21 protein-coding genes, 1 tRNA gene and 1 riboswitch are annotated in these 25,996 nt (G+C 66.8%); of the genes, 14 read left to right on the top strand and 8 right to left on the bottom strand.

Translation table 11 applies throughout. From position 1 onward, the window contains the following. The 3 genes from NC7_RS28245 to NC7_RS00435 form a co-directional block, all read left to right on the top strand. Positions 1–126 (top strand): DUF4244 domain-containing protein (locus NC7_RS28245; RefSeq protein ID WP_157101774.1); only part of this gene is annotated, 126 nt, incomplete at its 5' end. A gap of 41 nt (positions 127–167) precedes the next feature. After that, positions 168–482 carry a TadE family type IV pilus minor pilin gene (locus NC7_RS00440; protein ID WP_067977520.1) on the top strand — a complete coding sequence of 105 codons (315 nt, stop codon included), beginning with the start codon at positions 168–170 and terminating at the stop codon, positions 480–482. A gap of 86 nt (positions 483–568) precedes the next feature. Continuing rightward, the gene (locus tag NC7_RS00435) at positions 569–928 is read left to right on the top strand and encodes an Rv3654c family TadE-like protein (protein ID WP_067977519.1); all 360 of its coding nucleotides are present in this window, start codon (positions 569–571) and stop codon (positions 926–928) included. Positions 929–1,226: 298 nt separating this feature from the next. On the opposite strand, the gene sftH is transcribed toward NC7_RS00435, so the two are convergent. Beyond that, on the bottom strand, positions 1,227–3,617 hold the full coding sequence (gene sftH, locus NC7_RS00430) for a DEAD/DEAH box helicase (RefSeq protein ID WP_084457664.1): 2,391 nt from the start codon (positions 3,615–3,617) through the stop codon (positions 1,227–1,229). Positions 3,618–4,051: 434 nt separating this feature from the next. Here sftH and NC7_RS00425 point away from each other — a divergent pair, with 434 nt between their 5' ends. The 6 genes from NC7_RS00425 (at position 4,052) to NC7_RS00400 (ending at position 11,756) form a co-directional block, all read left to right on the top strand. Further along, positions 4,052–4,258: a cold-shock protein gene (locus NC7_RS00425; RefSeq protein WP_019044597.1), complete on the top strand. Its 207-nt coding sequence runs from the start codon at positions 4,052–4,054 to the stop codon at positions 4,256–4,258. Positions 4,259–4,525: 267 nt separating this feature from the next. Then, positions 4,526–7,459, top strand: coding sequence for a type I DNA topoisomerase (gene topA, locus NC7_RS00420; RefSeq protein ID WP_067977517.1), 2,934 nt, complete (start codon positions 4,526–4,528; stop codon positions 7,457–7,459). 545 nt (positions 7,460–8,004) lie between these two features. Then, on the top strand, positions 8,005–9,204 hold the full coding sequence (locus NC7_RS00415; protein WP_067977516.1) for a DNA polymerase III subunit delta': 1,200 nt from the start codon (positions 8,005–8,007) through the stop codon (positions 9,202–9,204). 477 nt (positions 9,205–9,681) lie between these two features. Next, a tRNA-Thr gene (locus tag NC7_RS00410) sits at positions 9,682–9,757 on the top strand. An 840-nt stretch (positions 9,758–10,597) separates the two neighbouring features. Continuing rightward, positions 10,598–11,281: an XRE family transcriptional regulator gene (locus NC7_RS00405; protein ID WP_236573747.1), complete on the top strand. Its 684-nt coding sequence runs from the start codon at positions 10,598–10,600 to the stop codon at positions 11,279–11,281. 4 nt (positions 11,282–11,285) lie between these two features. Beyond that, on the top strand, positions 11,286–11,756 hold the full coding sequence (locus NC7_RS00400; RefSeq protein WP_067977513.1) for an NUDIX hydrolase: 471 nt from the start codon (positions 11,286–11,288) through the stop codon (positions 11,754–11,756). A 563-nt stretch (positions 11,757–12,319) separates the two neighbouring features. Here the strand turns inward: NC7_RS00400 and NC7_RS28800 are convergent. From NC7_RS28800 to NC7_RS00395, 3 genes are all read right to left on the bottom strand, one after another. Next, positions 12,320–13,585, bottom strand: coding sequence for a hypothetical protein (locus NC7_RS28800; protein ID WP_157101773.1), 1,266 nt, complete (start codon positions 13,583–13,585; stop codon positions 12,320–12,322). Positions 13,586–14,164: 579 nt separating this feature from the next. Then, entirely contained in the window at positions 14,165–14,551 is a 387-nt protein-coding gene (locus tag NC7_RS28235; RefSeq protein WP_084457662.1) for a DUF4189 domain-containing protein, read from the bottom strand. A gap of 178 nt (positions 14,552–14,729) precedes the next feature. Beyond that, positions 14,730–15,344 carry a hypothetical protein gene (locus NC7_RS00395; RefSeq protein WP_067977511.1) on the bottom strand — a complete coding sequence of 205 codons (615 nt, stop codon included), beginning with the start codon at positions 15,342–15,344 and terminating at the stop codon, positions 14,730–14,732. Positions 15,345–15,464: 120 nt separating this feature from the next. On the opposite strand from NC7_RS00395, the gene NC7_RS00390 reads away from it, so the two are divergent. The 3 genes from NC7_RS00390 to NC7_RS00380 are packed head-to-tail and all read left to right on the top strand — an operon-like array spanning position 15,465 to position 17,837. Then, positions 15,465–16,037, top strand: coding sequence for a helix-turn-helix domain-containing protein (locus NC7_RS00390; RefSeq protein ID WP_067977509.1), 573 nt, complete (start codon positions 15,465–15,467; stop codon positions 16,035–16,037). 7 nt (positions 16,038–16,044) lie between these two features. Then, positions 16,045–17,409, top strand: coding sequence for an alpha/beta hydrolase family protein (locus NC7_RS00385; protein ID WP_067977508.1), 1,365 nt, complete (start codon positions 16,045–16,047; stop codon positions 17,407–17,409). Positions 17,410–17,468: 59 nt separating this feature from the next. Then, the gene (locus NC7_RS00380; RefSeq protein WP_236573746.1) at positions 17,469–17,837 is read left to right on the top strand and encodes a hypothetical protein; all 369 of its coding nucleotides are present in this window, start codon (positions 17,469–17,471) and stop codon (positions 17,835–17,837) included. A 122-nt stretch (positions 17,838–17,959) separates the two neighbouring features. Here the strand turns inward: NC7_RS00380 and NC7_RS00375 are convergent, their stop codons facing one another. Then, positions 17,960–19,048: an alpha/beta fold hydrolase gene (locus NC7_RS00375; RefSeq protein ID WP_067977506.1), complete on the bottom strand. Its 1,089-nt coding sequence runs from the start codon at positions 19,046–19,048 to the stop codon at positions 17,960–17,962. 190 nt (positions 19,049–19,238) lie between these two features. On the opposite strand from NC7_RS00375, the gene NC7_RS00370 reads away from it, so the two are divergent. Further along, positions 19,239–19,688 (top strand): DUF2752 domain-containing protein, encoded by a 450-nt coding sequence (locus tag NC7_RS00370; RefSeq protein ID WP_067977504.1) that lies wholly within the window; start codon positions 19,239–19,241, stop codon positions 19,686–19,688. A 38-nt stretch (positions 19,689–19,726) separates the two neighbouring features. Then, entirely contained in the window at positions 19,727–19,912 is a 186-nt protein-coding gene (locus NC7_RS00365; RefSeq protein ID WP_067977503.1) for a hypothetical protein, read from the top strand. On the opposite strand, the gene NC7_RS00360 is transcribed toward NC7_RS00365, so the two are convergent. From NC7_RS00360 to NC7_RS00350, 3 genes are all read right to left on the bottom strand, one after another. Further along, positions 19,897–21,228: a M1 family metallopeptidase gene (locus NC7_RS00360; RefSeq protein ID WP_067977542.1), complete on the bottom strand. Its 1,332-nt coding sequence runs from the start codon at positions 21,226–21,228 to the stop codon at positions 19,897–19,899. The genes NC7_RS00365 and NC7_RS00360 overlap by 16 nt on opposite strands. After that, positions 21,228–25,112 (bottom strand): Pls/PosA family non-ribosomal peptide synthetase, encoded by a 3,885-nt coding sequence (locus tag NC7_RS00355; RefSeq protein ID WP_067977501.1) that lies wholly within the window; start codon positions 25,110–25,112, stop codon positions 21,228–21,230. Before NC7_RS00355 ends, NC7_RS00360 begins: the two co-directional genes overlap by 1 nt. 157 nt (positions 25,113–25,269) lie before the next feature. After that, on the bottom strand, positions 25,270–25,704 hold the full coding sequence (locus NC7_RS00350; protein ID WP_067977499.1) for a MarR family winged helix-turn-helix transcriptional regulator: 435 nt from the start codon (positions 25,702–25,704) through the stop codon (positions 25,270–25,272). A gap of 171 nt (positions 25,705–25,875) precedes the next feature. Beyond that, positions 25,876–25,990: riboswitch (SAM riboswitch) on the top strand. Positions 25,991–25,996: the final 6 nt, after the last annotated feature.

Below are 25,996 nucleotides of genomic sequence, written 5' to 3'. Positions count from 1 at the left end.
GAGTACGCGATCGGAACCATTGCCGCGGCCGCGTTCGGTGCGGTGCTCTACGCGGTGGTCACGGGGGACAACATCGTCACCGCCCTGACGCAGATCATCGACAAGGCACTCAACACCAGTGTGTGAACCGTTGCCGTGCAAGGGGTCTCGCTGACGAGACGGGAGCGGTGACGGTCGAGGCCGCCATCGCCCTCGCCGCCCTCATCGGTGCGGTTGCCCTCTGTGTGGGCGCGTTGCTCGCGGCGTCGACCCAGGTGCGTTGCGTCGACGCCGCCCGCGAAGCCGCGCGCCTGGCCGCTCGCGGCGACACCACCCACGCCGTCGCCGCGGGCCGCACGGTGGCCCCACCCGGCGCCACCGTCGAGCTCCGCACCGACGGCGACCGCGTGACAGCCACCGTCGCCGCGACCACGCCACTGCTCCCCGGCCTGCACCTCCGAGCCGAAGCCGTGGCCGTCATAGAACCAGGGATTCACCCATGACGGCACCCGCACCGGCGCGCTCTCCCGGTCTCCGCCGCCGCACCGGCATCCGGAGGAACTCCCTCGAGCGGTGGCGCTATCGGTCGGTGGTCTCTCGGAGTGAGGCGGGCGGGGCGACGGTGTTCGCTTGTGTGGCCTTGGCGGGGCTGATCTGTGCGACGGTGATGGTGGGGCAGGTCGGCGCTGTGATCGTCGCCCGGCACCGGGTGCAGGCGGCGGCCGATCTCGGGGCGCTGGCCGCGGCGGGGGCCTTGGTGGAGGGAGCGGAGGCGGGGTGCGCGCAGGCAAACGATGTCGCGCGACGGATGGGCGCGCGCGTGTCGCGGTGTCGAGTCGAGCAGTGGGATGTCGTGGTGACTGCGGAACGGCCGGTCGGTCTCGGGGTGTTCGGCGGCCGGTCGGTAGTCGCCTCGGCCAGGGCAGGACCGGTCGAGGACAGGGGGTGAGAGGGGAGTGTTCGCACAGGTCGGCGTGCTTCCGTGCTGAACCAACTCGAATTAACCGGAACAGCTCGGCTGTCATTTCCAGCGCTTTTATTGGAGGCCCTGCGAAAAAAATGAAACAAATGGCGATGAACACGATCAATGCTCGATTGGCAATGCGCCAGTTAATAGAAAGAGATTCCTTTTTATTCTACCGGCGAGTAGCCCGAGCGTCGTCTGTACTGGTCAGGGCAAATTCGGACAACTGACCAGTAAACTATCGGCACGGTGTAGCGGCGGTCACGTCCGCAGGACGGCGGCATCACGGCGTGGCAGCGTCGTAAGAATGGCCGCCGAGTTCGCCGAGGACCGCGGCCAGCAGACGTTCGGCGGCCGCCTTGTCGAGGGGGTTGTTGCCGTTGCCGCACTTGGGCGACTGCACGCACGAGGGGCATCCCTCCTGGCACCCACAGCTGCGGATCGCCTCCAGTGTGGCCGACAACCATGCGCTGAGCTGGGCGAATCCTCGCTCGGCGAAGCCTGCACCGCCGGGTTGCCCGTCGTAGACGAATACCGTCGGTGCGCCGGTGTCGGGATGCTCGGCGATGGAGACGCCGCCGATATCCCAGCGGTCACACCCCGCGACCAGCGGCAACATCCCGATGGCCGCGTGCTCGGCCGCGTGCAGGGCCCCGGGGAGCTGGTCGTCGGAGATCCGCGCCGCCGCGAGTAGGCGTGGTGTGACGGTGTAGAGAACGGCCTTCGTGTGCAGCGTGTGCGCAGGCAGGTCGAGTTCCACCTGGTCGAGCACCTCGCCGGTCACCAGCGTGCGCAGGTAGCCGATGACCTGGTTGGTGACCGCGACCTGCGCCGATGCGGCGGTGACGGCGCCGAACGTCCGCTCCCGCAGTACCGTTTCGATGCTGATCGAGGTGACCTGCCTGGCGCTGGTCGTGAAGCCCGGGTCCACCTCGTTGACGAACGCGACGCCGCCCGCTAGGTCGAGTTCGTCGACCAGATAGGTCTCGCCCTGGTGCAGGTGCACGGCACCGTCGTGCAGGGTCGCCGGTGCCCGGCCCGCGTCGGCGGTGCCGAGCAGGCGGCCGCTCTCGGCGTCGACGATCGCGACGGGCGTACCGAGCCCTCCGCGTACGTCGACGGCGTCGTGCGGCTGGCTCTGTGCCGTCACATGCCAACGCGCAGGCAGGCGTCCGGCGCCGGGCCTGCGCCTGATCAGGCCTTGTCCGGCCAGGTCAGCCAGTACTTTCGCGGCCTGGAGGTCGGTCACTTCGGCATCGGTGAGCGGCAGTTCGAGCGCGGCGCACAGCAGTTGCGGGCCGAGGATGTACGGGTTGTGCGGGTCGGTGATCGTCGCCTCGATGGGCCGCTCGAGCAGGGCTTCCGGGTGATGCACGAGATAGGTGTCGAGCGGATCGTCGGTCGCCACGAGCAGCACAAGCGAACCCTGCGTGCGCCGACCCGCCCGGCCCGCCTGCTGCCAGAACGACGCCACGGTACCCGGAAAACCCGCGATGACCACGGCATCGAGACCCGCGATGTCGACGCCGAGTTCGAGCGCGTTGGTGCTCGCCACGCCGAGCAGGTCGCCCCGCGACAGCGCGTGTTCGAGCTCCCGCCTGTCCTCGGCCAAGTAACCGGCCCGATAGGCGGCCACGTTTTCGCGCAGTTCAGGTGCGGTTTCGGCGAGCACCCGCCGCGCCTCTAGCGCGATCAGTTCGGCTCCGCGCCGAGAACGGACGAAGGTCAGCGTCCGCGCTCCTTCGGCCACCAGGCTCGCCATGATCTTGGCGGCCTCACCCGTCGCGGTCCGGCGGACGGGAGCCCCGTTCTCCCCGGTCACCGTGGTGCTCAGCGGCGGCTCCCACAGAGCGACGGTGCGCGCCCCACGAGGCGAACCGTCCTCGGTAACGGCGGTGACCGGCGCCCCGATCAGTCGGCTCGCCGCCTCGGCGGGCTCGGCACTGGTCGCCGAGCACAGGATGAACACCGGGTCGGCGCCGTAGAACCGCGCGAGTCTTCGCAACCTGCGCAGCACCAGCGCCACGTGCGAACCGAACACCCCTCGGTAGGCGTGGCATTCGTCGACCACGACGTATCGCAGGTTGCGTAGGACCCGTGACCAGCGCTGATGCGATCGAAGCACCCCCACGTGCAGCATGTCGGGATTGGTGAAGATCCACCGTGCGTTCGCCCGAACCCATTGTCTGACCTCGGCGGGAGTGTCACCGTCATAGCTCGCCGGATGGGCCTCACGCAGGGGGTTGTCGTGGATCAGCGAGCCGACGGCCCGCAACTGATCGGCACCGAGCGCCTTCGTTGGAGCCAAATACATGGCGGTCGCACGCGGGTCGTCGAGCAGGGCGGTGAGGACCGGCAACTGGTAGCCGAGCGACTTCCCGGACGCGGTCCCGGTGCTCACGACGACGTGTTCGCCGCCGGAGGCGAGCTCGGCCGTACGTGTCTGATGCGCCCACGGCCGCTCGATGCCCTGCGCGCTCAGCGCGTTGACCAGCTCGGATGGGACCCAATCCGGCCACGATGTGGTGCGGGCGGCTCGCGCGGGCAGCTCCGCGACGTGGGTCAGCGGATCGGTGCTCGATGCCGCATCGAGCAGGACACGATTCAGCAACGATCGACCGTAACTCTCGGCCGCGGACGACGCGCGGACCTCGGTCCGCTCTGTCGGATTCATCCGGTTGCCCTCTCATGCGACATGCGAAGTGTGAAACGTGTGTGTGCGGCGAGGGCGACCAGGGTTTTCGTAACCCAATAGCGACCTGGGTCACAGGAGGTTTGCTGGAGGCTCACCCGGTTATCCCTAAGCAAACAGACTGAAAGTACGGATACACCCAATCGTCCCCTTACCTGCGCATTCGCAAGATCAAGAATTTTGCAAATTGTCGGTAACTCGACTGTTGAATTGCTCGGAGACATGGTTCACTGGGTCTCGGTCGCAAGCTTCTGTGTTCGAGGTACGGATCCAAAGTCCAACCATCAGCAGGATCGATGTTGCGAACGCCGTGCTCAGGTTTTCCTTGCAGGGGGATCCAACAGTACAGCGGTCTCAACGGACCCGGTGGACGAACCCAGTTGTCCGCCGTTCCGGTAAGAAAGAGAAGGAACAGAATGGCACAGGGAACTGTGAAGTGGTTCAACGCGGAGAAGGGGTTCGGCTTCATCGCGCCCGAGGACGGCTCCGCTGACGTCTTCGTCCACTACTCGGAGATCCAGGGCACGGGCTTCCGTACCCTCGAGGAAAACCAGAAGGTCGAGTTCGAGGTCGGCCAGGGCACGAAGGGCCCGCAGGCCACCGGCGTTCGCGCGCTCTCCTGAGCTGCGAAACACAACTACGCCCGTCCCCCACCCCCGTGCGCGGAGGTGGGGGACGAGCCATTTCCGGGTACCATCGGCCAGAACGGCAGACCTGGGGCACGTGAGCACGCGCACCTGAAACCCCGGCGCCAGCCGCCGACGGCGCTTCTTCCCCAGGGCGCAGGGTATAAACGTCACTGGTGGCGATGCCGAACGTCGCGCCGTCTGCCCCAGCCGCGCTCCGAGCGGACCTCCCGAGGCGCGGATCTAGAAGGAAGGTGTTCGCCGGTGGCAACACGAGACCGCAGTTCAGCCGACCAGGGGCGACCCCTGCGTCGTCTCGTGATCGTCGAGTCCCCGACGAAGGCCCGCAAGATCGCGCCCTACCTCGGTCGCAACTACACCGTCGAAGCCTCCGTCGGCCACATCCGCGACCTCCCACGCGGCGCCGCCGACGTACCGGCCAAGTACAAGGGTCAGCCCTGGGCCCGCCTCGGCGTCGACGTCGACCACGACTTCGAACCGATCTACGTCGTCAGCCCCGACAAGAAGGCCAAGGTCGCCGAGCTCAAGGGGCTCCTGGCCGACGCCGACGAGCTCTACCTCGCCACCGACCCCGACCGCGAGGGCGAGGCCATCGCCTGGCACCTGCTCGAAACCCTCAAACCGAAGGTCCCGGTGCGCCGGATGGTCTTCCACGAGATCACCGAGCCCGCCATCCTCGCCGCCGCCGCCGACACCCGCGACCTCGACAACGACCTGGTCGACGCGCAGGAAACCCGCCGCATCCTCGACCGCCTCTACGGCTACGAGGTCAGCCCGGTGTTGTGGAAGAAGGTCATGCCGCGCCTGTCGGCCGGTCGCGTGCAGTCGGTGGCCACCCGAGTGATCGTGCAGCGCGAGCGCGAGCGCATCGCCTTCCGGTCCGCCGAGTACTGGGATATCGCCGCCAAGCTCGACGCGGGCCCCGACGAGAAGTCCGATTCGACCAATCCCCGCACTTTCGGCGCCCGCCTGGTGCAGGTCGAGGGCGCGCGCGTGGCATCGGGCCGCGACTTCGGCTCCGACGGCCAGCTCAAGTCCGCCTCCGGCGTCGTCGTGCTGGACGAGGCCTACGCGCGCCGACTCGCCGAATCGCTCGACGGCGTCGACCTGGTGGTCAGCTCGGCCGAGGCCAAGCCGTACACGCGCAAGCCGTACCCGCCGTTCATGACCTCGACGTTGCAGCAGGAAGCGGGCCGCAAGCTGCGGTTCTCCTCCGAGCGCACGATGCGGGTCGCGCAGCGGTTGTACGAGAACGGCTACATCACCTATATGCGTACCGACTCGACCACGCTGTCGGAGTCGGCGATCGCGGCGGCCCGCTCGCAGGCCACCCAGCTCTACGGCGCGGAGTACGTGTCGCCGACGCCGCGTCAGTACAACCGCAAGGTCAAGAACGCGCAGGAGGCACACGAGGCGATCCGCCCGTCGGGTGACACCTTCATGACGCCGGGTCAGCTCGCGTCGAAGGTCGACCAGGACGAGTTCCGCCTCTACGAGCTGATCTGGCAGCGCACCGTCGCCTCCCAGATGGCCGACGCGCGCGGCACCACGCTGACCCTGCGCATCACCGGCACCGCCCGGTCCGGCGAGGAGTGTGTGTTCTCGTCCTCCGGTCGCACCATCACCTTCCCCGGCTTCCTCAAGGCGTATGTCGAGAGTGTCGACGAGGAGGCGGGTGGCCAATCCGACGACGCCGAGTCGCGCCTGCCCGCGCTCGAAGAGGGCCAGGCGGTCACCGCGGTCGAGCTCGACCCCGACGGCCACAGCACCAACCCGCCCGCCCGTTACACCGAGGCCTCGCTGATCAAGACGCTCGAGGAACTCGGCATCGGCCGCCCCTCGACCTACGCCTCGATCATCAAGACGATTCTCGATCGCGGATACGTGTACAAACGCGGCAGCGCGCTCGTGCCGTCGTGGGTGGCCTTCGCGGTGATCGGTCTGCTCGAGGCGTACTTCGGCAGACTGGTCGACTTCGACTTCACCGCCGCGATGGAAGACGACCTCGACGCCATCGCCGGTGGTCGCGAGCAGCGCGGAAACTGGTTGTCCAGCTTCTACTTCGGCGGCGAGGACGGTGCTGAGGGTTCGGTCGCGCGTTCGGGTGGCCTCAAGAAGATGGTCTCCGTCCAGCTCGACGACATCGATGCGCGCGAAGTGAACTCGATCAAGATGTTCGTCGACGACGAGGGCCGCGATGTGGTGGTCCGCGTCGGCCGGTTCGGGCCGTATCTGGAGCGCATGGTCGTCAATCCCGATGACCCGGACGGTGATCCGATCTCGCAGCGCGCCAACCTGCCCGACGATCTGCCGCCCGACGAGCTGACGCCCGAGGTCGCCGAGAAATTGTTCTCGACGCCGCAGGAGGGTCGTTCGCTCGGTGTCGATCCGGCCTCCGGGCACGAAATCGTCGCCAAGGAAGGACGTTTCGGGCCGTACGTCACCGAGATCCTGCCCGAACCGCCCGCGCCGGACCCCGCTGCCGCGCCCGCGAAGAAGACCACCAAGAAGGCCGCGGAGGTCAAGCCGCGCACCGGGTCGCTGTTCAAATCGATGGACCTGTCGACGATCACGCTCGACGACGCGTTGAAACTGCTGTCGTTGCCGCGCGTCGTCGGCACCGACCCCGCTTCGGGCGAGGAGATCACCGCGCAGAACGGGCGCTACGGTCCATACCTGAAGAAGGGCACCGACTCTCGCTCGCTGGCGTCGGAAGACCAGCTGTTCACCGTCACTCTGGACGAGGCGCTCAAGCTCTACGCCGAACCCAAGCGACGGGGGCGGCAGGCGGCGAGCGCGGCACCGCTGCGTGAACTCGGCAAGGACTCGGCCACCGACCGCCCGATGGTCATCAAGGACGGTCGTTTCGGCCCGTACGTCACCGACGGTGAGACCAACGCGAGCCTGCGCAAGGGCGACGAAGTGGAGTCGATCACCGACGAGCGCGCCTCCGAACTGCTGGCGGACCGGCGTGCGCGCGGCCCGGTGAAGAAGAAGGCGACGGCGAAGAAGGCGGCCAAGAAGGCGCCAGCCAAGAAGACGGCGGCCAAGTCGACGGCGACCAAGACGGCAGCCAAGAAGACCACTGCGAAGAAGACGACCGCGAAGAAGACTGCTGCGAAGAAGGCCCCGGCTAAGAAGGCTGCAGCGAAAAGTGCTGGGGCGAGCGAAGACTGAGGTCGACAGTTGGAGTCGCGGTGGCTGAAGTCAATGGATGAGTTGTCCTCGGCGGCCCGGCAGGACTGATTCGCGAGGTCCGCTCAGCAATGTCGGCTGGCTCTGTTCGGCGGGTGTCAGCCGGTCGCAACGCAGACTCTGTGCGAGCGGCAGGCGACGGGCGTCAGGCGGCGCGGCGTCAGGCGGCGCGGCGACAGGTGGCGCGGCGTCTAATCCGCGGCCGGGCCGCTACGCAGACCGCGCCCGGCGGACCGGTCGACGCGGGCGACAGGCATCGGGCGACGGCCGACGGGCGATAGGCGACGGGCGTCAGGCGACAGGTGACGGCCGACAGGTGACGGCCGTCAGGCGACGGGCGACGGGCGAGGGGCGTCGGGCGACGGGCGTCAGGCGACGGGCGACGGGCGTCAGGCGACGGGCGACGGGCGTCAGGCGACGGGCGACAGGTGACGGCCGTTGATCCGTTCTGTGCCGAGGCGCATCCGCTGAACCGGACCCACCACCGCTCTCGGGGTTGTCGGTGCGCGCGGCTAGGGTGTGATGCTGTGGCAGGAGTCTTCGATCGACTGGTCGGCCAGGACGTGGTCGAGACCGAGCTGACCGCTGCCGCCACCGCGGCGCGGGCCGGTGTGGTCACCGGGGCGATGACGCATTCCTGGCTGTTCACCGGACCGCCGGGATCCGGCCGCTCGATCGCCGCCCTGTGCTTCGCCGCGGCTCTGCAGTGCACCGACCCCGACACCGTCGGCTGCGGCACGTGCCATGCCTGTACGACCACGATGGCCGGAACGCACGGTGACGTGCGGCGGGTCGTCCCCGAGGGCTTGAGCATCAGCACCAAGGAGATGCGCGAGATCGTGCAGGTCGCCTCGCGGCGGCCGAGTACCGGCCGGTGGCAGGTGGTCGTGGTCGAGGACGCCGACCGGCTCACCGAGGCGGCGGGCAACGTGCTGCTCAAGGTGGTGGAGGAACCGCCGGACCGCACGGTCTTCCTGCTGTGCGCACCCTCGGTCGATCCCGAGGACATCTCGGTCACGCTGCGCTCGCGGTGCAGGCACGTGCATCTGGTCACGCCGTCGGTGCCCGCCATCGCACAGGTGCTGAAAGAGCGCGACGGGCTCGACCCGAAGACCGCTGAATGGGCCGCGTCGGTGAGCGGCGGGCATGTCGGCCGCGCGCGCCGCCTGGCCACCGACGACGACGCCCGCAAACGCCGCCAGCGTGCCCTCGCCCTGGTCAAAGCCACGGAGCGGCCGGGTGCCGCCTACGCCGCCGCCGACGAACTGGTGAAATCGGCCGACGACGAAGCCAAACAGATGAGCTCCGAACGCGACGACCGCGAACGCGACGAACTCGCCACCGCCCTCGGCGCGGGCGGCACCGGCAAGGGCGCGGCCTCCGCCACTCGCGGCTCGGCAGGCGTATTGAAGGAACTGGAACGCCGCCAGAAATCCCGCGCCACCCGCACCGGCCGCGACGCCCTCGACCGCGCCCTCATCGACGTAGCGGGCATGTACCGCGACGCCCTCGCGAGGCGCTTCGCAGGCCGCGCCGCCACCATCACCCTCACCCACCCCGACATGGCCGACGAGATCACCGACCTCGCCGCCAGCGTCCGCCCCGAAGGCCTCCTCCGCAGCATCGACGCCGTCCTCGCCTGCCGCGAAGCCCTCGACCTCAACGTCAAACCCCGCTTCGCGGTAGCCGCCATGGTCGCCACCCTCATCGCCGCCCGCTCCACCTGACCTCGTTTTCGCCTGCCGCCCTTGCGCTTTCGTCTCGAGATTTCCTGTCGGATCCGGTGAATCCCGCCGGGGGGACCGGCATACTTTCCCTATGGGTGGGGGAGAGCACTCGGCGAAGTATCGCGCAGACAGGCCGAGCCGTTGAGCAGGCGCCGCTCCCGCCCTGGCCGCTACCGCTCGCTCTACGTGCGCGGCTACCGCAGCGCAGCGCCGACCCTGATCCTGGTGGTCTTCGCCGCCGTGATCGGCACCGTCCTCCTACTGCTCGCAGTACTGACAGTCACCAACATGCAATCCTCCGAAACCCCGCCCACCCCCACCCGCGCTACCGCCCCCCGCCTCTCCACCCCACCCCCTCCCTCGATCCCTCTCACACCCCCGTCCTGCTACCCCTTCCAGCCCTCTTGCTGACCCCAGATGACCAGCAGTTTTCGCGTTCCGACCCCAAGGCGATAGACTCGCACCGCCGAAAGGTACGCCGCCTTAGCTCAGTCGGTAGAGCGCTTCACTCGTAATGAAAAGGTCGGGGGTTCGATTCCCCCAGGCGGCTCCAGGTCAGAGGCCCTTTCCGGTTCGCCGGGGAGGGCCTTTCTCGTCTCAGTGCGCCAACAGTGTGCCAACCGACGGGAAACTGCCCTGCGGCTCACTATTACAGTGCGGCCCCCGCCGCTTTCGATTCGTCCGTGTGCGTGTCGGAGTGGGCAGTACTCCAGCGTGGCGGCGAGATGCCTGCCGACAAGCTCGGCCCCGTCGAGGTCCTCGGTCACCCGCCACCATCCATTCCCACCGGTTCGCCCACACGCCGTTCGCGAGCATGATCGGCCCGGCCAGGTCGACGGGCTCGGCCGCAGCCATGGCCGCGACAACATTGGATCGTGCCGTCGTCAGCTCCTGCGCAATCCGCTCGCCGGTCACATCGCCCCGTTCGCTGGCGACGGCACGATCCGGCCCGCTGTGACGAGCACTTCCCACGCCGCAGCCTTCCGCTGGCAGTACGAGCGCCCACATGCCCGGTGTAACTGCATGACGGTGTGCGCTTGCTCAGTTGTCGGCGGCTCGGACGGTGCGCGATGATCGAGCACCGGCGACGGCTGACCATGCTGGTCCGCCTCCTGAGCCAATCGAGCGATGATGTCCCACACGGTCGGCTGTTCCTGTACGGCTGGTCTCTGCCCCCACACGGCGTGCCCTCTCAGTCGAGTTGAGGTGCCACGCCGTCTGGGATTCATGGTCGACCAGGCGGCGCGGCCTGAATCCAGCGTCGCTTTGTTCGTCGGCAGACGGAACCTCCTATGTTTCCCACTTCAGGACGTCCTGATGGGTGTACAACGTCCCTATGTCGAATGAGCGGTTGCGTGCTGCGATAGCGGCGCGTGGATGGACACACGCAAGGTTGGCTGAGGCCACGAACGTGGACCCGAAATCCGTTGAACGCTGGGTGAATCTGGGTCGAGTTCCACGGCGACGCACTGCGATCCAAGCCGCCGAGTGTTTGGGCGAGGACGTCCATGCCCTCTGGCCCGCGCTACAGCAGGCGCGCACAGCCCGCGCTGTCAGCCCCGAGCTCGTCGCCCTCTATGACCAGCGAGCAGACGTCTCGGCATCGATGTTCATCAACTTGCTCACGCCAGCGATCGACCGCATCGACATCTTGGTCTACGCGGCCGTCTTCCTCCACGAGGCGTACCCGCGCCTCAACGATCTGTTGACCGAACGCGCCGAATCAGGCTGCGTGATACGGATAGCAGTCGGTGACGCCGAGAGCGCCAACGTCCAACAACGCGGCAGGGAAGAGAAGTTCGGGCACGGCATCGAATCCCGCTGCCGTCTCGCGTTAATGCACTACCGAGCGCTGCACGGTACGCCCGGCATCGAGCTGAGGACTCACGCCACGACGCTCTACAACAGCATCTTCCGCGCCGACGACGAGATGTATGTCAATGCCCACGTGTGGGGTGTGAATGCCTACGGGGCGCCGGTCTGGCATCTGCGCCGTACCCTCGACGGTGGCCTGTTCGACACCTATACCGACAGTTTCGACGCGGTCTGGCAAACGGGCCGCCCGGTGGAAGGGTAAGCCGATGGCGCGCACCGAGTTCTACGACGATCCCGCCGCACCAGAACCGAACAGCCTTGTTGTCGCGGCGTCCGCCGTGGTGTGCGACGACGCTGGCCGCATCTTGCTCCAGCGGCGCGCGGACAGCGGCCTGTGGGCGTTGCCCGGCGGTGGGATGGAGATGACCGACAGCCTGCCCGGCTGCGCGGTGCGGGAGGTCAAGGAGGAAACCGGCCTCGATATCGAGATCACCGGGCTCGTCGGCACGTACACCGATCCGCGCCACATCATCGCCTACAGCGACGGCGAGGTCCGCCGCCAGTTCAACGTGTGCTTCCTGGCCCGCGTCATCGGGGGCGACCTCACCATCTCCGATGAGTCCACCGAACTGCGGTTCATAGCCCCCGCCGAACTCGGCCGCCTCGACATGCACCACACACAGCGACTCAGGCTGAACCACTTCCTAGAGGGACGTCACGCGCCATATCTGGGATGACGACTCAGCGTTGTCGAACTGATATGTCCAGGAATGTTCAGACCGTCCGCCATCAATACCGTGTGTTGCTAGTGAGTCGAGTGGAACGGCGGCGCTCAGATTGCCAGGATCGAGGTACTGCGCGCTGTTGGAAGTGGTCTGTGGCCGGGCCCAAGCCTCGGGAACCAGTGAGCCCGAGGCTGAGGCGAGTGCTTCTGCAACTACAGCGACGTCGGGCGCGACGATCAGCGCAAGTCGTGGTGATGAGGACGTGTCGGCCTTGGGGACAGGCTTGATGCATCAGCGCATGTGCGCACCTCTGGCATGCTGACAGTGCTGATCTCACTCGAAATAAGAGTTGATCGGTATGGACGAGTAGTTGAGTAAGTTGGGTCCCAAAGATGACCAGAAAGGATAATGTGTCGGTCGACACCTTATTCGGTAAGAAGAATTTCCGAGTTACTCTCTACAACATCAAGAGTGTGCACGCCCTATCCAGGATATGCCGCGGACAGGGCGAGTCCAGTGGGTCTGGGCGTGTAGGATTCCTCGTAGATTGCAGTGGAAAATCTTGGCAGGAAGAGCTAGTCGTAAAAGACGTCGGTCTCGACGCCTATGCGAGGTGCGGACGCGAGTACGAAATCCCTTATGTCGAAAAGCAAAACGCAGTCCCTCATGTATTCGATCGTCAGATTTTCGTATGTTTCGACTCCGCGGGCGAGACGGTGGACGGCATCGTTGCGTAGGCTATTAAACTTTCGCAACCGGACAATTAGGTCGCCGTGAAATCCATTATTCTGGGCGAGAGTGACCGTCTGTCCGAATGTTATTCGTTCGGTGGCTTGGAATCCTCGACTTCGGTGGATTATTAGCCAGTTTCGTAGCTCGATTTCTATTAGAGCTGCGTCTATCGACACTACCTCTAGGAGGTGCTGACCATGGGCTGCATGGCTTCGAGTGAATTCGATTCGCTTGGCGTTATGTTGTCCCACCTTCTCGTCGATGAACCCGAACTCTGCGGTGTTGCCGACAACTGTTAGACCTCCGGTAAGGTCGCCATACTCGGCGAATTCGGCACTGGTTAGTCCGCTGTCACGTGCCTTTTTCATCAAGGCATAGACTCGATCGCGGACAGATTTCGCCTTCTTGAGCTCACTAGCTTCAGATTGCGTAAGGTCGCATTGGAGCGCAAGGTCGAGGATGTCGATCGGTGGATATTCTTCGGAACCCCCTGCATCGGTGCCGACGAAATATTTTCCAGAGCTGACCTTGATGAGGTTAGGTGCAATCTCCTCAAAGTCGTCGTGCGACGCGATCTTTTCGTGTGCAATTACGAGAGTTCGTGCACCATCCGGCAGGGTGTCGCAGGCTTCAATGACTGAGGCCTTGTATGCTTCCGGAGTATTTCTATAGCCGCTTCGGCCAATGACAGAATAGCCGCTTGCAAGCTTCAACCCCGTCCTTATTGAATTACGTGCCACACTCTCATGCTTGATCGATGCGAATACGACTGGAACATTTGTGGCCGAAAGATGGAGTATGAGCTCGCGAAGGCCGGGCCTGCACCGTGCTGGATTTTCAATGGACCAAGTGTGCTCAAGATCCTTATATGCCGCATCGGCCCTGTCTAAATATTTCGGTGCTGCGTCTGCGATGCGCTGCATGTATGCAAGAGGGTCTCTATTGCCGAGGCTATGCAACGACGGATGCATGCCGAGCTCAAGCAGTTTCGCTGCAATTCTTTCTGGAATTATCGGATTTGCGTCGCGAAATGCAATTCCCTCGGCAACTATAACGACGGCGTCAAAGCCAACCGTAAAGTCTGGAGGATTCTCATGATAGCTGCTCATCTTCTGGGGTGGCCATTCCTGCGCGCGAGGGGTGAGGTGAAGTCGCCATGCTACCTACGTGCGACCGCTGGTGCCGTACTGGCCGGGTCGGGCAGTCGGACATCCTGGTACGGTCCTTCTGGTGTGTGGATGATTCATGCTGCCGTACTCCGGCGGGCTTTGCTTCCATCTCGGTTGCTAGTCGGTAACGGAGTCGCTGTGGCGTCGGCGCGTCGCGCATAGGACACGTGGATGAGGCTGCCCTGTGGTGCCCAACTAACTCCCAACTTATTTTCAGGGCGAGCATAGTTGTCGAACATATGTCGGAGTTGTCGAGCGCTGACTCTGATGGGTATCGATGCTGGTCGATCGAAATTCTTCCGTTGTCGTTCACGCCGTCTAGTAGCCCTGATAGTCGTTGCTTTTGGTAATGAAAAGGTCGGGGTTCGATTCCCCCAGGCGGCTCAGCAGGTCAGAGGCCCTTTCCGGGATTCGGAGAGGGCCTTTGCCGGTTCTGGGCGATTCGAATTCGCCCCGTGAGTCGCTGCCTGATCTGAGTGGCTGACCGCGTCGGGTTCTGGGGAGCGCGCGTCTGGCGGGTCAGTCCTGGCACACGGAGGTCTGGACGATCGGGTTGGGGCCGGATGACGCGCCGATGGCGTTCGCGGTGGCCTCTGCGCGGTTGCTGGCTCGCGCCCACGACCAATCTCCGTTGCTTGCTCGCGCCACGGCGGCGCACCAACCGCTCTCAACAGTCACGTAGGCGTAGCAGTCGGATATATCGCAGTAGTCGACTGCGGCCGATCTGGCGTCGGACGCCGAATCGAAGTTCCACGAACTGCCCGTGATCCCGGTCGATTCCGAGATGGCGATGGCTCCGTAGGCAGGGCTGTCCGCCAGCGCTGGTGCGGCGAAAGCGATCGTCGGCGCGGCGGTGGCAAGAGCTGTTGCGGTCAGTCGAATCAGCTGTCTTACTCGAGAATTCATGTAGTCAGGCTGCCGCCGTGGGCTTAACGATCTGTTCGAATCTTCTTGGTTCTCGCACGTGTCTTCGGCCAGTCAGCGGGAACCCGTCGGCGAAAGTTGGCTTCGGGTCCGAATCCACGAACAGATCCGGCATCGCGTCATGCTGCCAGAGCGATCCGGGGAACGCACCGGGGTTTCGTCAATGCTCGGGGAATATCAGCGGAGCGGTCATGTGGAAGTTTCGGTCGATGGCCTCGACGAGGTCGGTGCCTTTGCTGCCCAATCCGTTTCGTTCAGACCATGTCTGGACACAGGTCAGGAAGCCGGTCAGGTCGCGGTGAACGCTGTTCAGCAGTTCCGGTAGTGCGGAACGCTCGACGACGATGCTTTGGCCGATGTGGCGGTTCGCGCCGTTGTCCTGCCACACGCGCAGCTCGTCGATGCCGATCTCGACTTCAGGAGTCGGGCCATGGCCGAGCCACGGCGGCTGCCCCGCGAGGATATCGACCCACTCGCGCCAATCCTCCAGCCCGGCGCAACATCCCGGTGCCACCACCGCCCTGGTGGCTGTATCGGTCAATCGCAGACCCCCGGGTTGTGACAGTGTCCCCTCGGCGAGCAGAGCTGCCACCGGGTCGTCATGGTCGCCTTCGAGTCCGCAGATCAACGCGCTCACGAACAAGCCGACATCGGTATCCGAGGAAGTAGGGTGGATCGGCATGAAGGAATAGGGTGCCGCCGCGGACACCGGCCAGGGCGGTAGTGGGTGGAAGTCGAAGTTCGGTACCTCGACGACGGCCTGCATCGTGATCACCTTGCTACTGAATCAGAGTCGGCCACCGACTTCCTCCGATATATCGCGCCGCGCCCACCCGCGCAGTAGTGTACATATTTTTCTTTGCATAGAGAAGCATGCAAAGAATAGTGTGGATGAATGGACGAGGTGGAACCCAGGGAGATCGCGGATCCGGTGACGCTCAAGGCGTTGGCGCATCCTTTGCGGCAGCGGATCTTGCGGGTGTTGGCGGAGAAGGGGCCTGCTACGGCTACCGGGTTGGCGGAGGTGTTGGGGGAGAACACGGGGGCCACCAGTTACCACCTGCGGCAGTTGGCCGAGCACGGGTTCATCGTCGAGGCGCCGGAGTTGGCGAAGGGGAAGGAGCGGTGGTGGCGGTCGCCGCCGAAAGATTTGCGGTACCGGCTGGACAAGTCGCAGTCGCCGCAGATGCGTGAGCTGCTGGAAGGGCTGGTCGCGCAGCACATCGCCGAGGATGTCGAGTCGTTCCGGCGGTTCCAGGGCGAGCGGGACAGGCTCGGCGAATGGGGTGATGTGATGCCGTTCTCGCGGGGAGCGATCCATGCGACTCGCGAGGAGTTGGACGCCTTCTGCGAGGAGTATCTCGCGTTGCTCAAACGCTTTCAGGCCGCGCATACCGAAGGGCGACCCGGTACGCGCCGCGTGCTGACCCGCTTCATCGCGTTCCCCGCGCCGGGGATGGACGAGTAGGGACCACGTGATCACCCGAATCGTCCTGCTCGCCGCCATGATCGCGGCGCTCGTCGCCTTCTCGCCGACAGCCGGTGCCGACGAGATCACCACGACCGACATCACTTTCACGCGCTCCGACGGCGCCGCGACCACGGGTACCGTGCACGCCCCGGTTGGCGCGACCGGGCTGCCGGGCGTCGTCCTCGTGCACGGTTCCGGCGACGGACGCGGCCCGCAATACACCCAGGTCGCTGCCGCTTTCGCGCGTCAGGGCATCGTCGCGCTGCGGTACGAGAAGCGCACGGAGGACTACACCCCGGCACATCGCGACTACTCCCTGCTCGCCGACGACGCCATCGCGGGCGTGGCGGCCCTGCGCGAGCGACCCGAGGTGGACCCCGCGCGCGTCGGTCTGTGGGGTCTGTCCGAAGGCGGATGGGTTGCGCCGCTTGCTGCTTCACGTTCGGCGGAGGTCGCCTTCCTGGTCGTCGTCGGTGCCAACGCGGGTGCTCCGGCGGCGCAGCAGGCCTGGGCGAACGAGACCCGCTTCGGGGCTGCGGGGGTTCGCGGTTCCATGATCGACATATTGGGCCGCAACGCGATTCGCGTGAGCGCGGCCGCAGGGTTGTTCGCCCAGGCGTACTACGATCCGGCGCCCGTGCTGTCGGCAGTCGGACAGCCAGTGCTCGCCATCTGGGGCGAGAAGGACCGCCTCACCCCTCCCGGCGACAGCCTGCGCGGTTACCGCGACGCCTTCGATCGAGTGGGTAAAAGCGACTACACGCTGCGCACGCTGCGGGACGCGCAGCACGGTGCCTTCACGACCACGGACGGTTTCGACAAGGGTGCTGACCTGGTGCCCGGGTATCTCGAACTCGTGGGCGAGTGGGTGAAAGGTCTGCCCGGCTCCGCGAACAAACACTCGGATGAACCCGCCGCGCAGGCACATTCGGTGACCGCGCTGGCGCCGCAGGCGTGGTGGGAATCGACGACCGCGCTGTTCGTCCTCTTCCTCGGTACCGTGCTCGCGCTGCTCGGATACGCGCTCACCGGGTTTGCCCGTGCTCATCGGCTGCCGCGAGCCGGAGTCGCACGCCTGCTGGTGACAACCGCGGGAATCGGCATCCTCGGCACGCTCGCTCAGGTGCTGTACGTGGCTTCGACCAAGGCGACCTCGTTCGGGCCGTTGCTGTTCGGTCGTACGCTGCCCTGGCTGGCGTTGCAAGTGATCGCGGTGTGTGCGGTGTGCTCGCTCGGCTACCTCGTCGCCCGACGCGAAGCCGTCCTCGAGGGTGCGGGGAAGGGGGCGCGCGTCCGGTGGGCGCTGGCCGTCGTCGGCGGCATCGGCTTCACGCTGTGGGCCCTGTATTGGGGGCTGCTGTTGCCCTGATATGTAACAACGCTAAGGATATGCCCGACTGCTATATAACGAGCCTAGGGAGATTCCGAATGAGGAAATCAGTGGTCGCAGCAGTTCGTCTCACCGTCGCCGCCGCGTCGGTGATGGGGTTCTCGGCGATGGTCGGTTCCGGTGTCGCGCAGGCGGGACCGCAGGATTGTGTGGTCAGCCGTGATCTGGTCGGTGCCTCGGTCAGCTGTCATGACACGGGGGCGCCCGCGAGTCGCGAGTACAGCCTGGTCGTCGAGTGCTGGGGGCTGGCGGGAATTCCGAACGCGTTCCCGCTCATGGGGATCGGGCCCTATCAGGGGTCGTGGAGTGGGGCGATCAGCCCGACGGGGCAGGGGTCGGCCTCGTGCATCGGTCCCTACAGCATCGGGACCGCCACCAATGCCTATGTCCTGACCTATCGCGAGTGACGACGTAGTTCCCGACTTCCAGGGTGAACGGAAAGGCCCTCGACCGAGGTGGTCGAGGGCCTTTTGCGGCGGGTCCTCCTGAGCCGATCGCCGTTGACCGGGCTCAGGAAGGCTGGCTCGGGTCAGCTCGTGGCGGTTTTGCCCCGGGTGAACCGAGAATTCATGGCGGTGCGCAGGATCCGCCGCAGGGTGGTGTCGAAGGCTTCGGTGTCCTCGATATTGCTGAGGTGACCGTGGGGCAGGAGTTCGAAGTCGGCCAGGTGGCCGGAGCGGCGCAGGACGTCGACCATAGGGCGTGACATGCGCGGCGGGAGGAGGCGGTCCTGGGCGCTGGCGATGACGGTGGTCGGGACGGTCAGGTTGGCGGTGCCCGCGGTGAGGTCCATGTCGGCCATGGCCGCGGCGTGCCTGGCGCGGGCGAGGGGACGACACGAGCGGATGATGCCGATCGCGAAGTCGATCTCGTCGGCGGTGGCCTCGGGGGTGAGGATGCGGTAGCGGAAGACCTGCTCGGTGAGCCAGCCGCCGGGGATCGGGACCGGGGTGAACAGCACGGTCTCGCTGATGGGCTGCGGCATCCGGACCGGCGCACCGAGGATGGTGACGGGGTAGGTGGCCACCGTGAGCTGCTTGTTGAGCAGGGGCAGCAGATCGGTTTCGGCGCGGATGTCGGAGTTGGCGGTGTTGGCGAGCAGCACAGCGGCGGCGCGCTCGGTGACCTGGCGCGGGTGGTGCTTGGCCCAGGCCTGGATGGTCAGGCCGCCCATGCTGTGACCGGCGAGCACGGCCTGCTCGCCGGGGCGGAGGGTGGCCTCGAGGACGGTGGCGAGGTCGTCGGCGAGGGTGTTCTCGCTGGGGAGGACGGAACCGAGGGTCGACTCACCGTGACCGCGCTGGTCGTAGGCCACCACGCGGTAGTCGTCGGCGAAGGCGCTGATCTGCGGGTTCCAGTACTCGATGCTGCACGCCCAACCGTGGATGAGCACCAACGTGGGGGCGGAGTCGTCGCCGTAGACGTGCACCCTGAGCTGGGCGCCGTCGGCGGTGGTGACCGGAACGACCCGGTGCGGGGTGGCGGGGGCATTGAGTTTCGCGGTGGCGAAACTGCGGGTACGCAGCCCGGCACGGAACTGGGCGGTCAGTGCGCCGGACTCGAAACTCGAGACCGTGGAACGCGCTGCCGCGAGCGTCATCATCGACTTCGCAAGCATCTCGGCACTCCTTTGTGTCGTAGGCCACCGTACAGTGCGAGCTCGCGTGCTAGCTAGTGTTAGCGGGTCAGAGTGTCCCATTTGTTGCGTAGTGGGCATCGACAGCCGGTTCCCTTGTGACATCGTCCGAAGGGGCCGGGCGATTACAACCGTTGTGGCAACCCCGAGCGGGCGCCGTTACCGTAAGAGGGTGGACAACGCGCACGTCGTGACCGGGGTTTCCGGCCCAGCCAACACCCCGGCCTGGCGACGGTTCACGCCGCCGCTGATCGCCGCGGGTATCGGCGTCGGCACGCTGGCACTGTTGCATTTCCGCGACCCGCACGTCGAGGGTTCCTACGGCCTGTGCCCGGTCTACGCGCTGTTCGACGTGTACTGCCCCGGCTGTGGCGGCATGCGCGCGATGCACAACCTCACCGACGGTCGCATCATCGATTCCCTGCACAGCAACCTGCTCGTGCTGCCGCTGGTCCTCGCCTTCGCGGTCTTCGTGATCGACTGGTTCGGGCGCGCCCGGCGCGGGCAACGCTGGCGGTTACCGGGCTTGAGCCCGGTGACGGTGTGGACGTTCTTCGCCCTGCTCATCGGGTATTCGGTGCTGCGCAACACCCCGTGGGGAACCTGGCTCACCCCCGTCTGATGCTGGCGTGCGCGCCGGTCGACGGGCAACCTGGAACCATGCGCGATTCACTGAAGGACCGGGTCCGGCAGAAGTTGCAGCGTCAACTGGCCGAGGACGGGCCGGACCCCGAACAGGACGACAACCACCACATCGCGGTCGCCGACGATTTGGAGGCACTCGAGATGGTGCCCGCCGACGACCCGCTCGTCGAGGAACTGGCCCAGCGCTACTTGGTGTTCTGAGGCAGCTGCGGCAACGGCTTGGTGCCGAGCCAGATCGCGAACAGTCCGCGCAGCGGCGTCACGCTGTAGTGACCGGCGAGGTCGACGAACTCCTCGGTGGTCACCGACGAATGCCGGTAGCGCGCGGTCCATTCCCGGATGAGCTGGAAGAACAGGTGGTCGCGCAGTTCCAGGCGCAGCGCGTGCAACGTCAGTGCGCCGCGCTTGTAGACGCGATCGTCGAACATGTCCGCCGGACCTGGATCGCCGACGATGATGTCCTGCGGTAGCCGGGCCAGGTTCGCGTGCGCGGTGCGGGCCAGCGCGTCGGCGCTCGGTCCGCCGGAGGCCTCCGACCAGAGCCATTCGGCGTAGCAGGCGAAGCCTTCGTGCAGCCAGATGTCACGCCACTGCCGCAGGGTCAGGCTGTTGCCGAACCACTGGTGTGCCAGTTCGTGGGCGACGAGTCGTTCGGCGCCGCGCCTGCCGTCGCAGTGGTTGGCGCCGAAGATGGAGATGCCCTGTGCCTCGATCGGGATGTCGAGGTCGTCGTCGGTGACGACCACGCTGTAGTTCTCGAACGGGTACGGCCCGAACTTCTCGGTGAACAACGCCATCATCTGCGGCTGACGCGCGAAATCGTGTTCGAAGTTCGCGCGCAGCCTCGGCGGGACGACGGCCTGCATCGGCACCGGCTCGCCGGGACTGCCGACGCGGTACTTGCGGTAGTTGCCGATCTGGATGGTCGCCAGGTAGGTGGCCATCGGTTCGGGCGCCTCGTACACCCAGGTGGTCTGGCTGGCCTTGGCCTGTTTACGCATCAGGGTGCCGTTGGCCAGCGCGTAGTACGGGCTGTCGGTGGTGATCGAGATGCGGTAGGACGCTTTGGAACTCGGGTGGTCGTCGCAGGGGAACCACGACGCCGCGCCGTTGGGCTGGCTGGCCACGAGCGAGCCCTCGGTGAGTTCCTCCCAGCCCACCTCGCCCCACGGCCCGCGCACCGGCTTCGGCGTGCCCGCGTAGTTGACGGTGATCTCGAGCACACCGCCCGCCGGGATCTTCTGCTGCGGAGTGAGCGACAGCTTGCCGCGCTGATGACTGAACTTCACCGACTTGGACCCGTTGACGAACACCTTCGACACCCCGAGCGCGGGCGAGAGGTCGAGGGTGAACGACGACCGGACCTCGGTGGTGACCGCGATGATCACCGCCCGCCCGGCCAGCCGGTTGCTGGCCGGTTTGTAGCTCAGTTCCAGCTCGTAACGCGACACCCGGTAGCCGCGGTTGCCGTTCTGCGGGAGGTAGACGTCGATCGGGTCCTCGTAGAACGAGCGCATCAACTCGCCCAGGGCGCGATGGGGTTGCCCCACCAGCGGGTCGACGGCGGAACCACGTCACCGCGCATGACGAGTGAGGCCGGTCCGATGGTCGCGCCCGCGCCGATGTGGGCGGCGGGCAGCGCGACGCAGTGCGGGCCGAGGGTGGCACCGGCGTCGAGTGTCACCGTGTCCATGGACATGATGCGGTCGTGGAACAGGTGGGTCTGCACCACACAGCCGCGTTCCACGGTCGCGCCGTCGCCGAGTGTCACCAGGTCTGCCTCCGGAAGCCAATAGGATTCGCACCATACCCCCCGGCCGATCTTGGCACCGAGTCCGCGCAACCACAGATTCATCACCGGGGTACCCGTCGCGGCCCGCGCGAACCACGGCGCCGCGACGGTCTCGACGAAGGCGTCCGACACTTCGTTGCGCCACACGAACGAGCTCCACAGCGGATGCTCCACGGCCCGGATGCGCCCGATCAGCAGCCATTTCGCGGCCACGGCTGTCGCCCCGGCCACCGCGCCCGCGCCCATCAGCACCAACCCGGACAGCGACGCGGCCACCAGATAGTCGCTGTGCTGGGCGATCAGAGCCAGCGTGAACAGCACGCCGAGGCCGATGGCGAAGGTCACCATCACCGGGATCAATCGGCACGTCTCCACGAACGCGCGCGCCAGCTTCAACCGCAGCGGCGGGTCGAAAGTGCGTGAGGTGTCGGCGGATTCGGTCGCGCGACGCAACCGCACCGGCGGGCTGCCCAGCCACGACGACCCGGCCTTCGCCTTGCTCGGCGCCGCCGACAGCACGGCGACCAGCCCGTTCTTGGGCACCCGGCGCCCGGGTGCGGTCATCCCGGAATTGCCGAGGAAGGCGCGCTTGCCGACCTTGGCCTCGCCGATGCGCAGCCAGCCACCGCCGAGTTCGTAGCTGCCGATCATGGTGTCGTCGGCCAGGAACGCGCCATCGGCGACCACGGTGAACTTGGGCAGCAGCAACACCGTCGAGGCCTCCACGTTCTTGCCGACCCGCGCGCCGAGCAGCCGCAACCAGATCGGGGTGAGCAGGCTGGCATACAGCGGGAACAGGAAGGTGCGTGCCGAATCGAGCAGTCGCTCGGTAGCCCACACCTGCCAGCCCGTGCGGCTGCGCACCGGGTGGTAGCCCTCGCGCAGGCCGATGCCGAGCAGGCGGACCGCGAGCACCGTCGCCACCGCGTACACGCCGAGGCTGAGCAGGGTGGCCACCGGCAGGATGACGAAACCGCGCAGGGCGGCGGCGCCGATGGTCGTCTCCTCGCGCACCCACCAGGCGATGAACGTGCCGCCGACGGCCAGTCCGAGTACCGGCATCGCGGCCAGGGCCATGGACGAGAGGCCGAAGACGACCAGCCAGTGCCTGGCGCGATCGGGGGAGTGGTCGGGCCAGCGACGCGGCGCCTTACCGGTTTTCGCCGCCGGTGAACCCGCCCATTCCTGTTCGCCCTTGACCTTGCCGGACACGGCCGAACCGGGCGCGATCTCGGCGCGTTTACCGATCTTGGTGCCGGGCAGCAGGATCGATCGTGCCCCGATCACCGCGCCCTCACCGATGGTGATGCCGCCGATGTGCACGCGGTCGCCGTCGACCCAGTAGCCGGACAGGTCGACCTCGGGTTCCACGCTCGCGCCGTCACCGAGTTCGAGCATGCCGGTGACCGGGGGCAGGGTGTGCAGGTCGACGCCCTTGCCGATCTTCGCGCCGAGCGCCCGCGCGAACGGCACCATCAGCGGTGCGCCCGAAAGGCTTTCGGCGCCACTGGCTTCGGAGAGGCGCACGGCCGCCCACAGGCGAAGATGCACCAACGAACCACGCGGGTAGGTGCCGGGCCGCAGCCCGGCGAGCAGCACGCGGGCGCCCGCGACGCACAGCGTCATCCGGCCGATCGGCGAGATGAACAGCACGAACGCCAGCGCGATCCACCACCACGACAACCGGGGCAACCACGGCAGCGAACCGGACCAACCGGCGATCGCCGACACCACCGCCAGCCAGGTGACCCACTGCAAGCCGGTGAGCGTGGTGAGCGGGATGGTGGCGAGTACTTGGGTGAGCTGGGCACGCAGGGGAGTGGGTTCAACCACCCGCGCGTCGACGGCGGCGACAGGGGCGCTGCCGTCGAGGAACCGCACCAGCGAACCGAGGCGCGGATGCTCGTAGAGATCGGCAACGGTGACCTGCGGATACCGTTCCCGCAGCGCGCCGACCAGCTGCGCGGCCGACAGCGAACCACCACCCACATCGAAGAAGTCGGTGTCCAGATCGGTGACCTCGGCGCCGAGGATGGCGTCCCACAGCCCAGCGACCCAGGCGGCGGTGCCGCTCAGTCCGTGCTCGGCGGCGTCGTCGGTGCTCGGCAGCGGCCAGGGCAGGGCGTCGCGGTCGACCTTGCCGGAGGTGCGGGTCGGCAGGTCGGCGACCACCGCCAGGCGCGGAACGAGCGGCGCCGGAAGCTGTTCGGCCAGGATCTTTCTCGCCTGCTTGGCATCGAAGTCGGGGCCCGCGCCGGTGAGGTAGCCGACGAGGATCTTGTTGCCCGCCTTGGTCGTCCGGATCGCGGCGGCGGCACCGCTCACGCCGGGCAGGTGCTGCAGCGCGTTGTCGATCTCGCCGAGTTCGATGCGGCGGCCGCCGATCTTGATCTGATCGTCGGCGCGACCGAGGAAGATCAGGCCTTCGGGATCGTTGCGCACGAGATCGCCACTGCGATACGCGCGTTCCCAGCCGAGCGACGGCAGCGGCGCGTACTTCTCGGCGTCCTTGGCCGGGTCGAGATAGCGGGCCAGGCCGACGCCGCCGATCACGAGTTCGCCTGTCTCGCCGGGTGGTACCGGGTTGCCCCGCTGGTCGACGACGGTGAGGTCCCAGCCGTCCAGCGGCAGACCGATACGCACGGGCATCGCCCCGGTGAGCAGGGCCGCGCACGCGACGACGGTCGCCTCGGTTGGACCGTAGGTGTTCCACACCTCGCGGTCGGCGCCCGCCAGTCGTTCGGCCAGTTCCGGTGGCACGGCCTCGCCGCCGAAGATCAACAGCCGCACCGATTCCAGGGCATCCGACGGCCAGGTCGCGGCCAGCGTCGGCACGGTGGACACGACGCTGATCTCGCGGCGCATCAGCCACGGCCCCAGGTCGGCGCCGGTGCGCACCAGGTCGCGCGGGGCAGGCGCCAGGCAGGCGCCGTTGCGCCAGGCCAGCCACATCTCCTCACACGAGGCGTCGAACGCCACCGACAGGCCCGCCAGCACGCGGTCGCCGGGACCGATCGGGGCGTCGCGCAGGAACAGGCGGGCCTCGGCGTCGACGAACGCGGCGGCGTTGCGATGGGTCACCGCAACGCCTTTCGGGGTGCCGGTGGAACCCGAGGTGAAGATGATCCAGGCGTCGTCGGCGGGCGTCGGCAGCGTGTTCGGATCGCTGTGACCGGCGCGGCCCGCGACGGCGGTGTCGGATTCGATGCCCGCGCCGGTCGCGATCGCGCTCACCCGCGCCTCCCCGAAGACGAGCCGGGCGCGTTCCTCCGGGTCGTCGGCGTCGACGGGCACGTACGCGGCGCCGCAGTAGAGCACCGCGAGGATGGTGACGTACAGCGCCGCGCTGCCCGAGGGCATCCGCACGCCTACCCGGTCGCCCGGGCGGACCCCGGCGTCGGTGAGCTCGGTCATCCTTGCCTCGATCGCGGCGATCAGCTCCAGGTAGCTGAGCACGGTCGTGCCGTCGTCGATCGCCGGCGCGTCGGGATGGGTCAGGGCGGTGCTGGTGAGAATGTCGACCAGGGTGCGCGGCGGCGCGGCCAGATCGGCGCGCAGCAGCGGGTCGCGCCGCCGGTTCGCCGGGTCCTCGGTGCGTGGCTCGAGCATCGTGCTCAGTCCACCTCTCATCGGTTGACCCCCATCGGTGGTGTCTGTTGTTTCATGAGCGGGTTACCGGTGGGCAAACGGGATGGTCACCAGATGCCAACGGTACGCGGTGCGTGTGGTGCCGGACGGTCACCGTGCGGTGTGCCGTCGGCGCTGTTCACGACGGTGATTCCGGCGGTTCGCCGAGTGCCGCCACCGCCAGCCGGTGCAGCGTGCGCTGTTCGTCTTCGTCGAGTCGCCCGAGCACGCGCGCGGTGGCCTCGGCGATCAACTTGTCGGTGCGTTTGCACTGTTTGCGGCCCGCGTCGGTGATGCGCAGCCGGTACTTGCGACGGTCCTTGCCGTCGCGGGCGCGTTCGACCAGGCCCGCGCCCTCGAGCGCGTCGATCAGGCGGACCACTTCGCTGCGGTCGATGCCGAGCGCCTCGCCGACCTTCTTCTGGGTGAGGTCGGCGTTCTCGGCGATGAAAGTGAGCACCCAGTGATCGCGTAGTGGGATGTCGATCTGGGCGTGCATGGCCTTGGTGAGCCTGCCGAGCGCGTACACCGGGTAGCGCGCCAGGCCGCTTTCGGGGTCCGTGGTCGAGGGCATGGCAGCCACCCTAACAAATAGTGGGGTAACTCAATCATTTGGGGTGTCCATGATGGGGGGTGCCGCATGTTGTGGCCGGGGCAATTCGTGGGCAATCGGGTGATGCTGGCGGGCAACGACATTCGATCGGTGGTTGACAGCGGGCCGGATCGTCTGCCACTCTCGATGCCAGGTCACGAGTACCAGCGACAAGCCCCGGCTAGCTGGTCGGCAACCCTCCTCCGCGGTGGGGTGCTCCGGGTGACGACCAGGCCGACGTCCGAGGTGGACGCGGCAAGCGCGGACTCTCGCT

The sequence above is a fragment of the Nocardia caishijiensis NBRC 108228 genome (assembly GCF_001612825.1).
Classification (GTDB): domain Bacteria; phylum Actinomycetota; class Actinomycetes; order Mycobacteriales; family Mycobacteriaceae; genus Nocardia; species Nocardia caishijiensis.
This window is presented reverse-complemented; position numbering and strand designations above follow the sequence as displayed.

Bases quoted from the DNA above. Each gene is read 5' to 3' on its own strand.
- sftH (WP_084457664.1), bottom strand. From the start codon at position 3,617: ATGAATCCGACAGAGCGGACCGAGGTCCGCGCGTCGTCCGCGGCCGAG.
- NC7_RS00425 (WP_019044597.1), top strand. From the start codon at position 4,052: ATGGCACAGGGAACTGTGAAGTGGTTCAACGCGGAGAAGGGGTTCGGC.
- NC7_RS00400 (WP_067977513.1), top strand. From the start codon at position 11,286: ATGGCGCGCACCGAGTTCTACGACGATCCCGCCGCACCAGAACCGAAC.
- NC7_RS28800 (WP_157101773.1), bottom strand. From the start codon at position 13,585: ATGAGCAGCTATCATGAGAATCCTCCAGACTTTACGGTTGGCTTTGAC.
- NC7_RS28235 (WP_084457662.1), bottom strand. From the start codon at position 14,551: ATGAATTCTCGAGTAAGACAGCTGATTCGACTGACCGCAACAGCTCTT.
- NC7_RS00390 (WP_067977509.1), top strand. From the start codon at position 15,465: ATGGACGAGGTGGAACCCAGGGAGATCGCGGATCCGGTGACGCTCAAG.
- NC7_RS00380 (WP_236573746.1), top strand. From the start codon at position 17,469: ATGAGGAAATCAGTGGTCGCAGCAGTTCGTCTCACCGTCGCCGCCGCG.
- NC7_RS00375 (WP_067977506.1), bottom strand. From the start codon at position 19,048: ATGCTTGCGAAGTCGATGATGACGCTCGCGGCAGCGCGTTCCACGGTC.
- NC7_RS00365 (WP_067977503.1), top strand. From the start codon at position 19,727: ATGCGCGATTCACTGAAGGACCGGGTCCGGCAGAAGTTGCAGCGTCAA.
- NC7_RS00360 (WP_067977542.1), bottom strand. From the start codon at position 21,228: ATGCGCTCGTTCTACGAGGACCCGATCGACGTCTACCTCCCGCAGAAC.
- NC7_RS00355 (WP_067977501.1), bottom strand. From the start codon at position 25,112: ATGCTCGAGCCACGCACCGAGGACCCGGCGAACCGGCGGCGCGACCCG.
- NC7_RS00350 (WP_067977499.1), bottom strand. From the start codon at position 25,704: ATGCCCTCGACCACGGACCCCGAAAGCGGCCTGGCGCGCTACCCGGTG.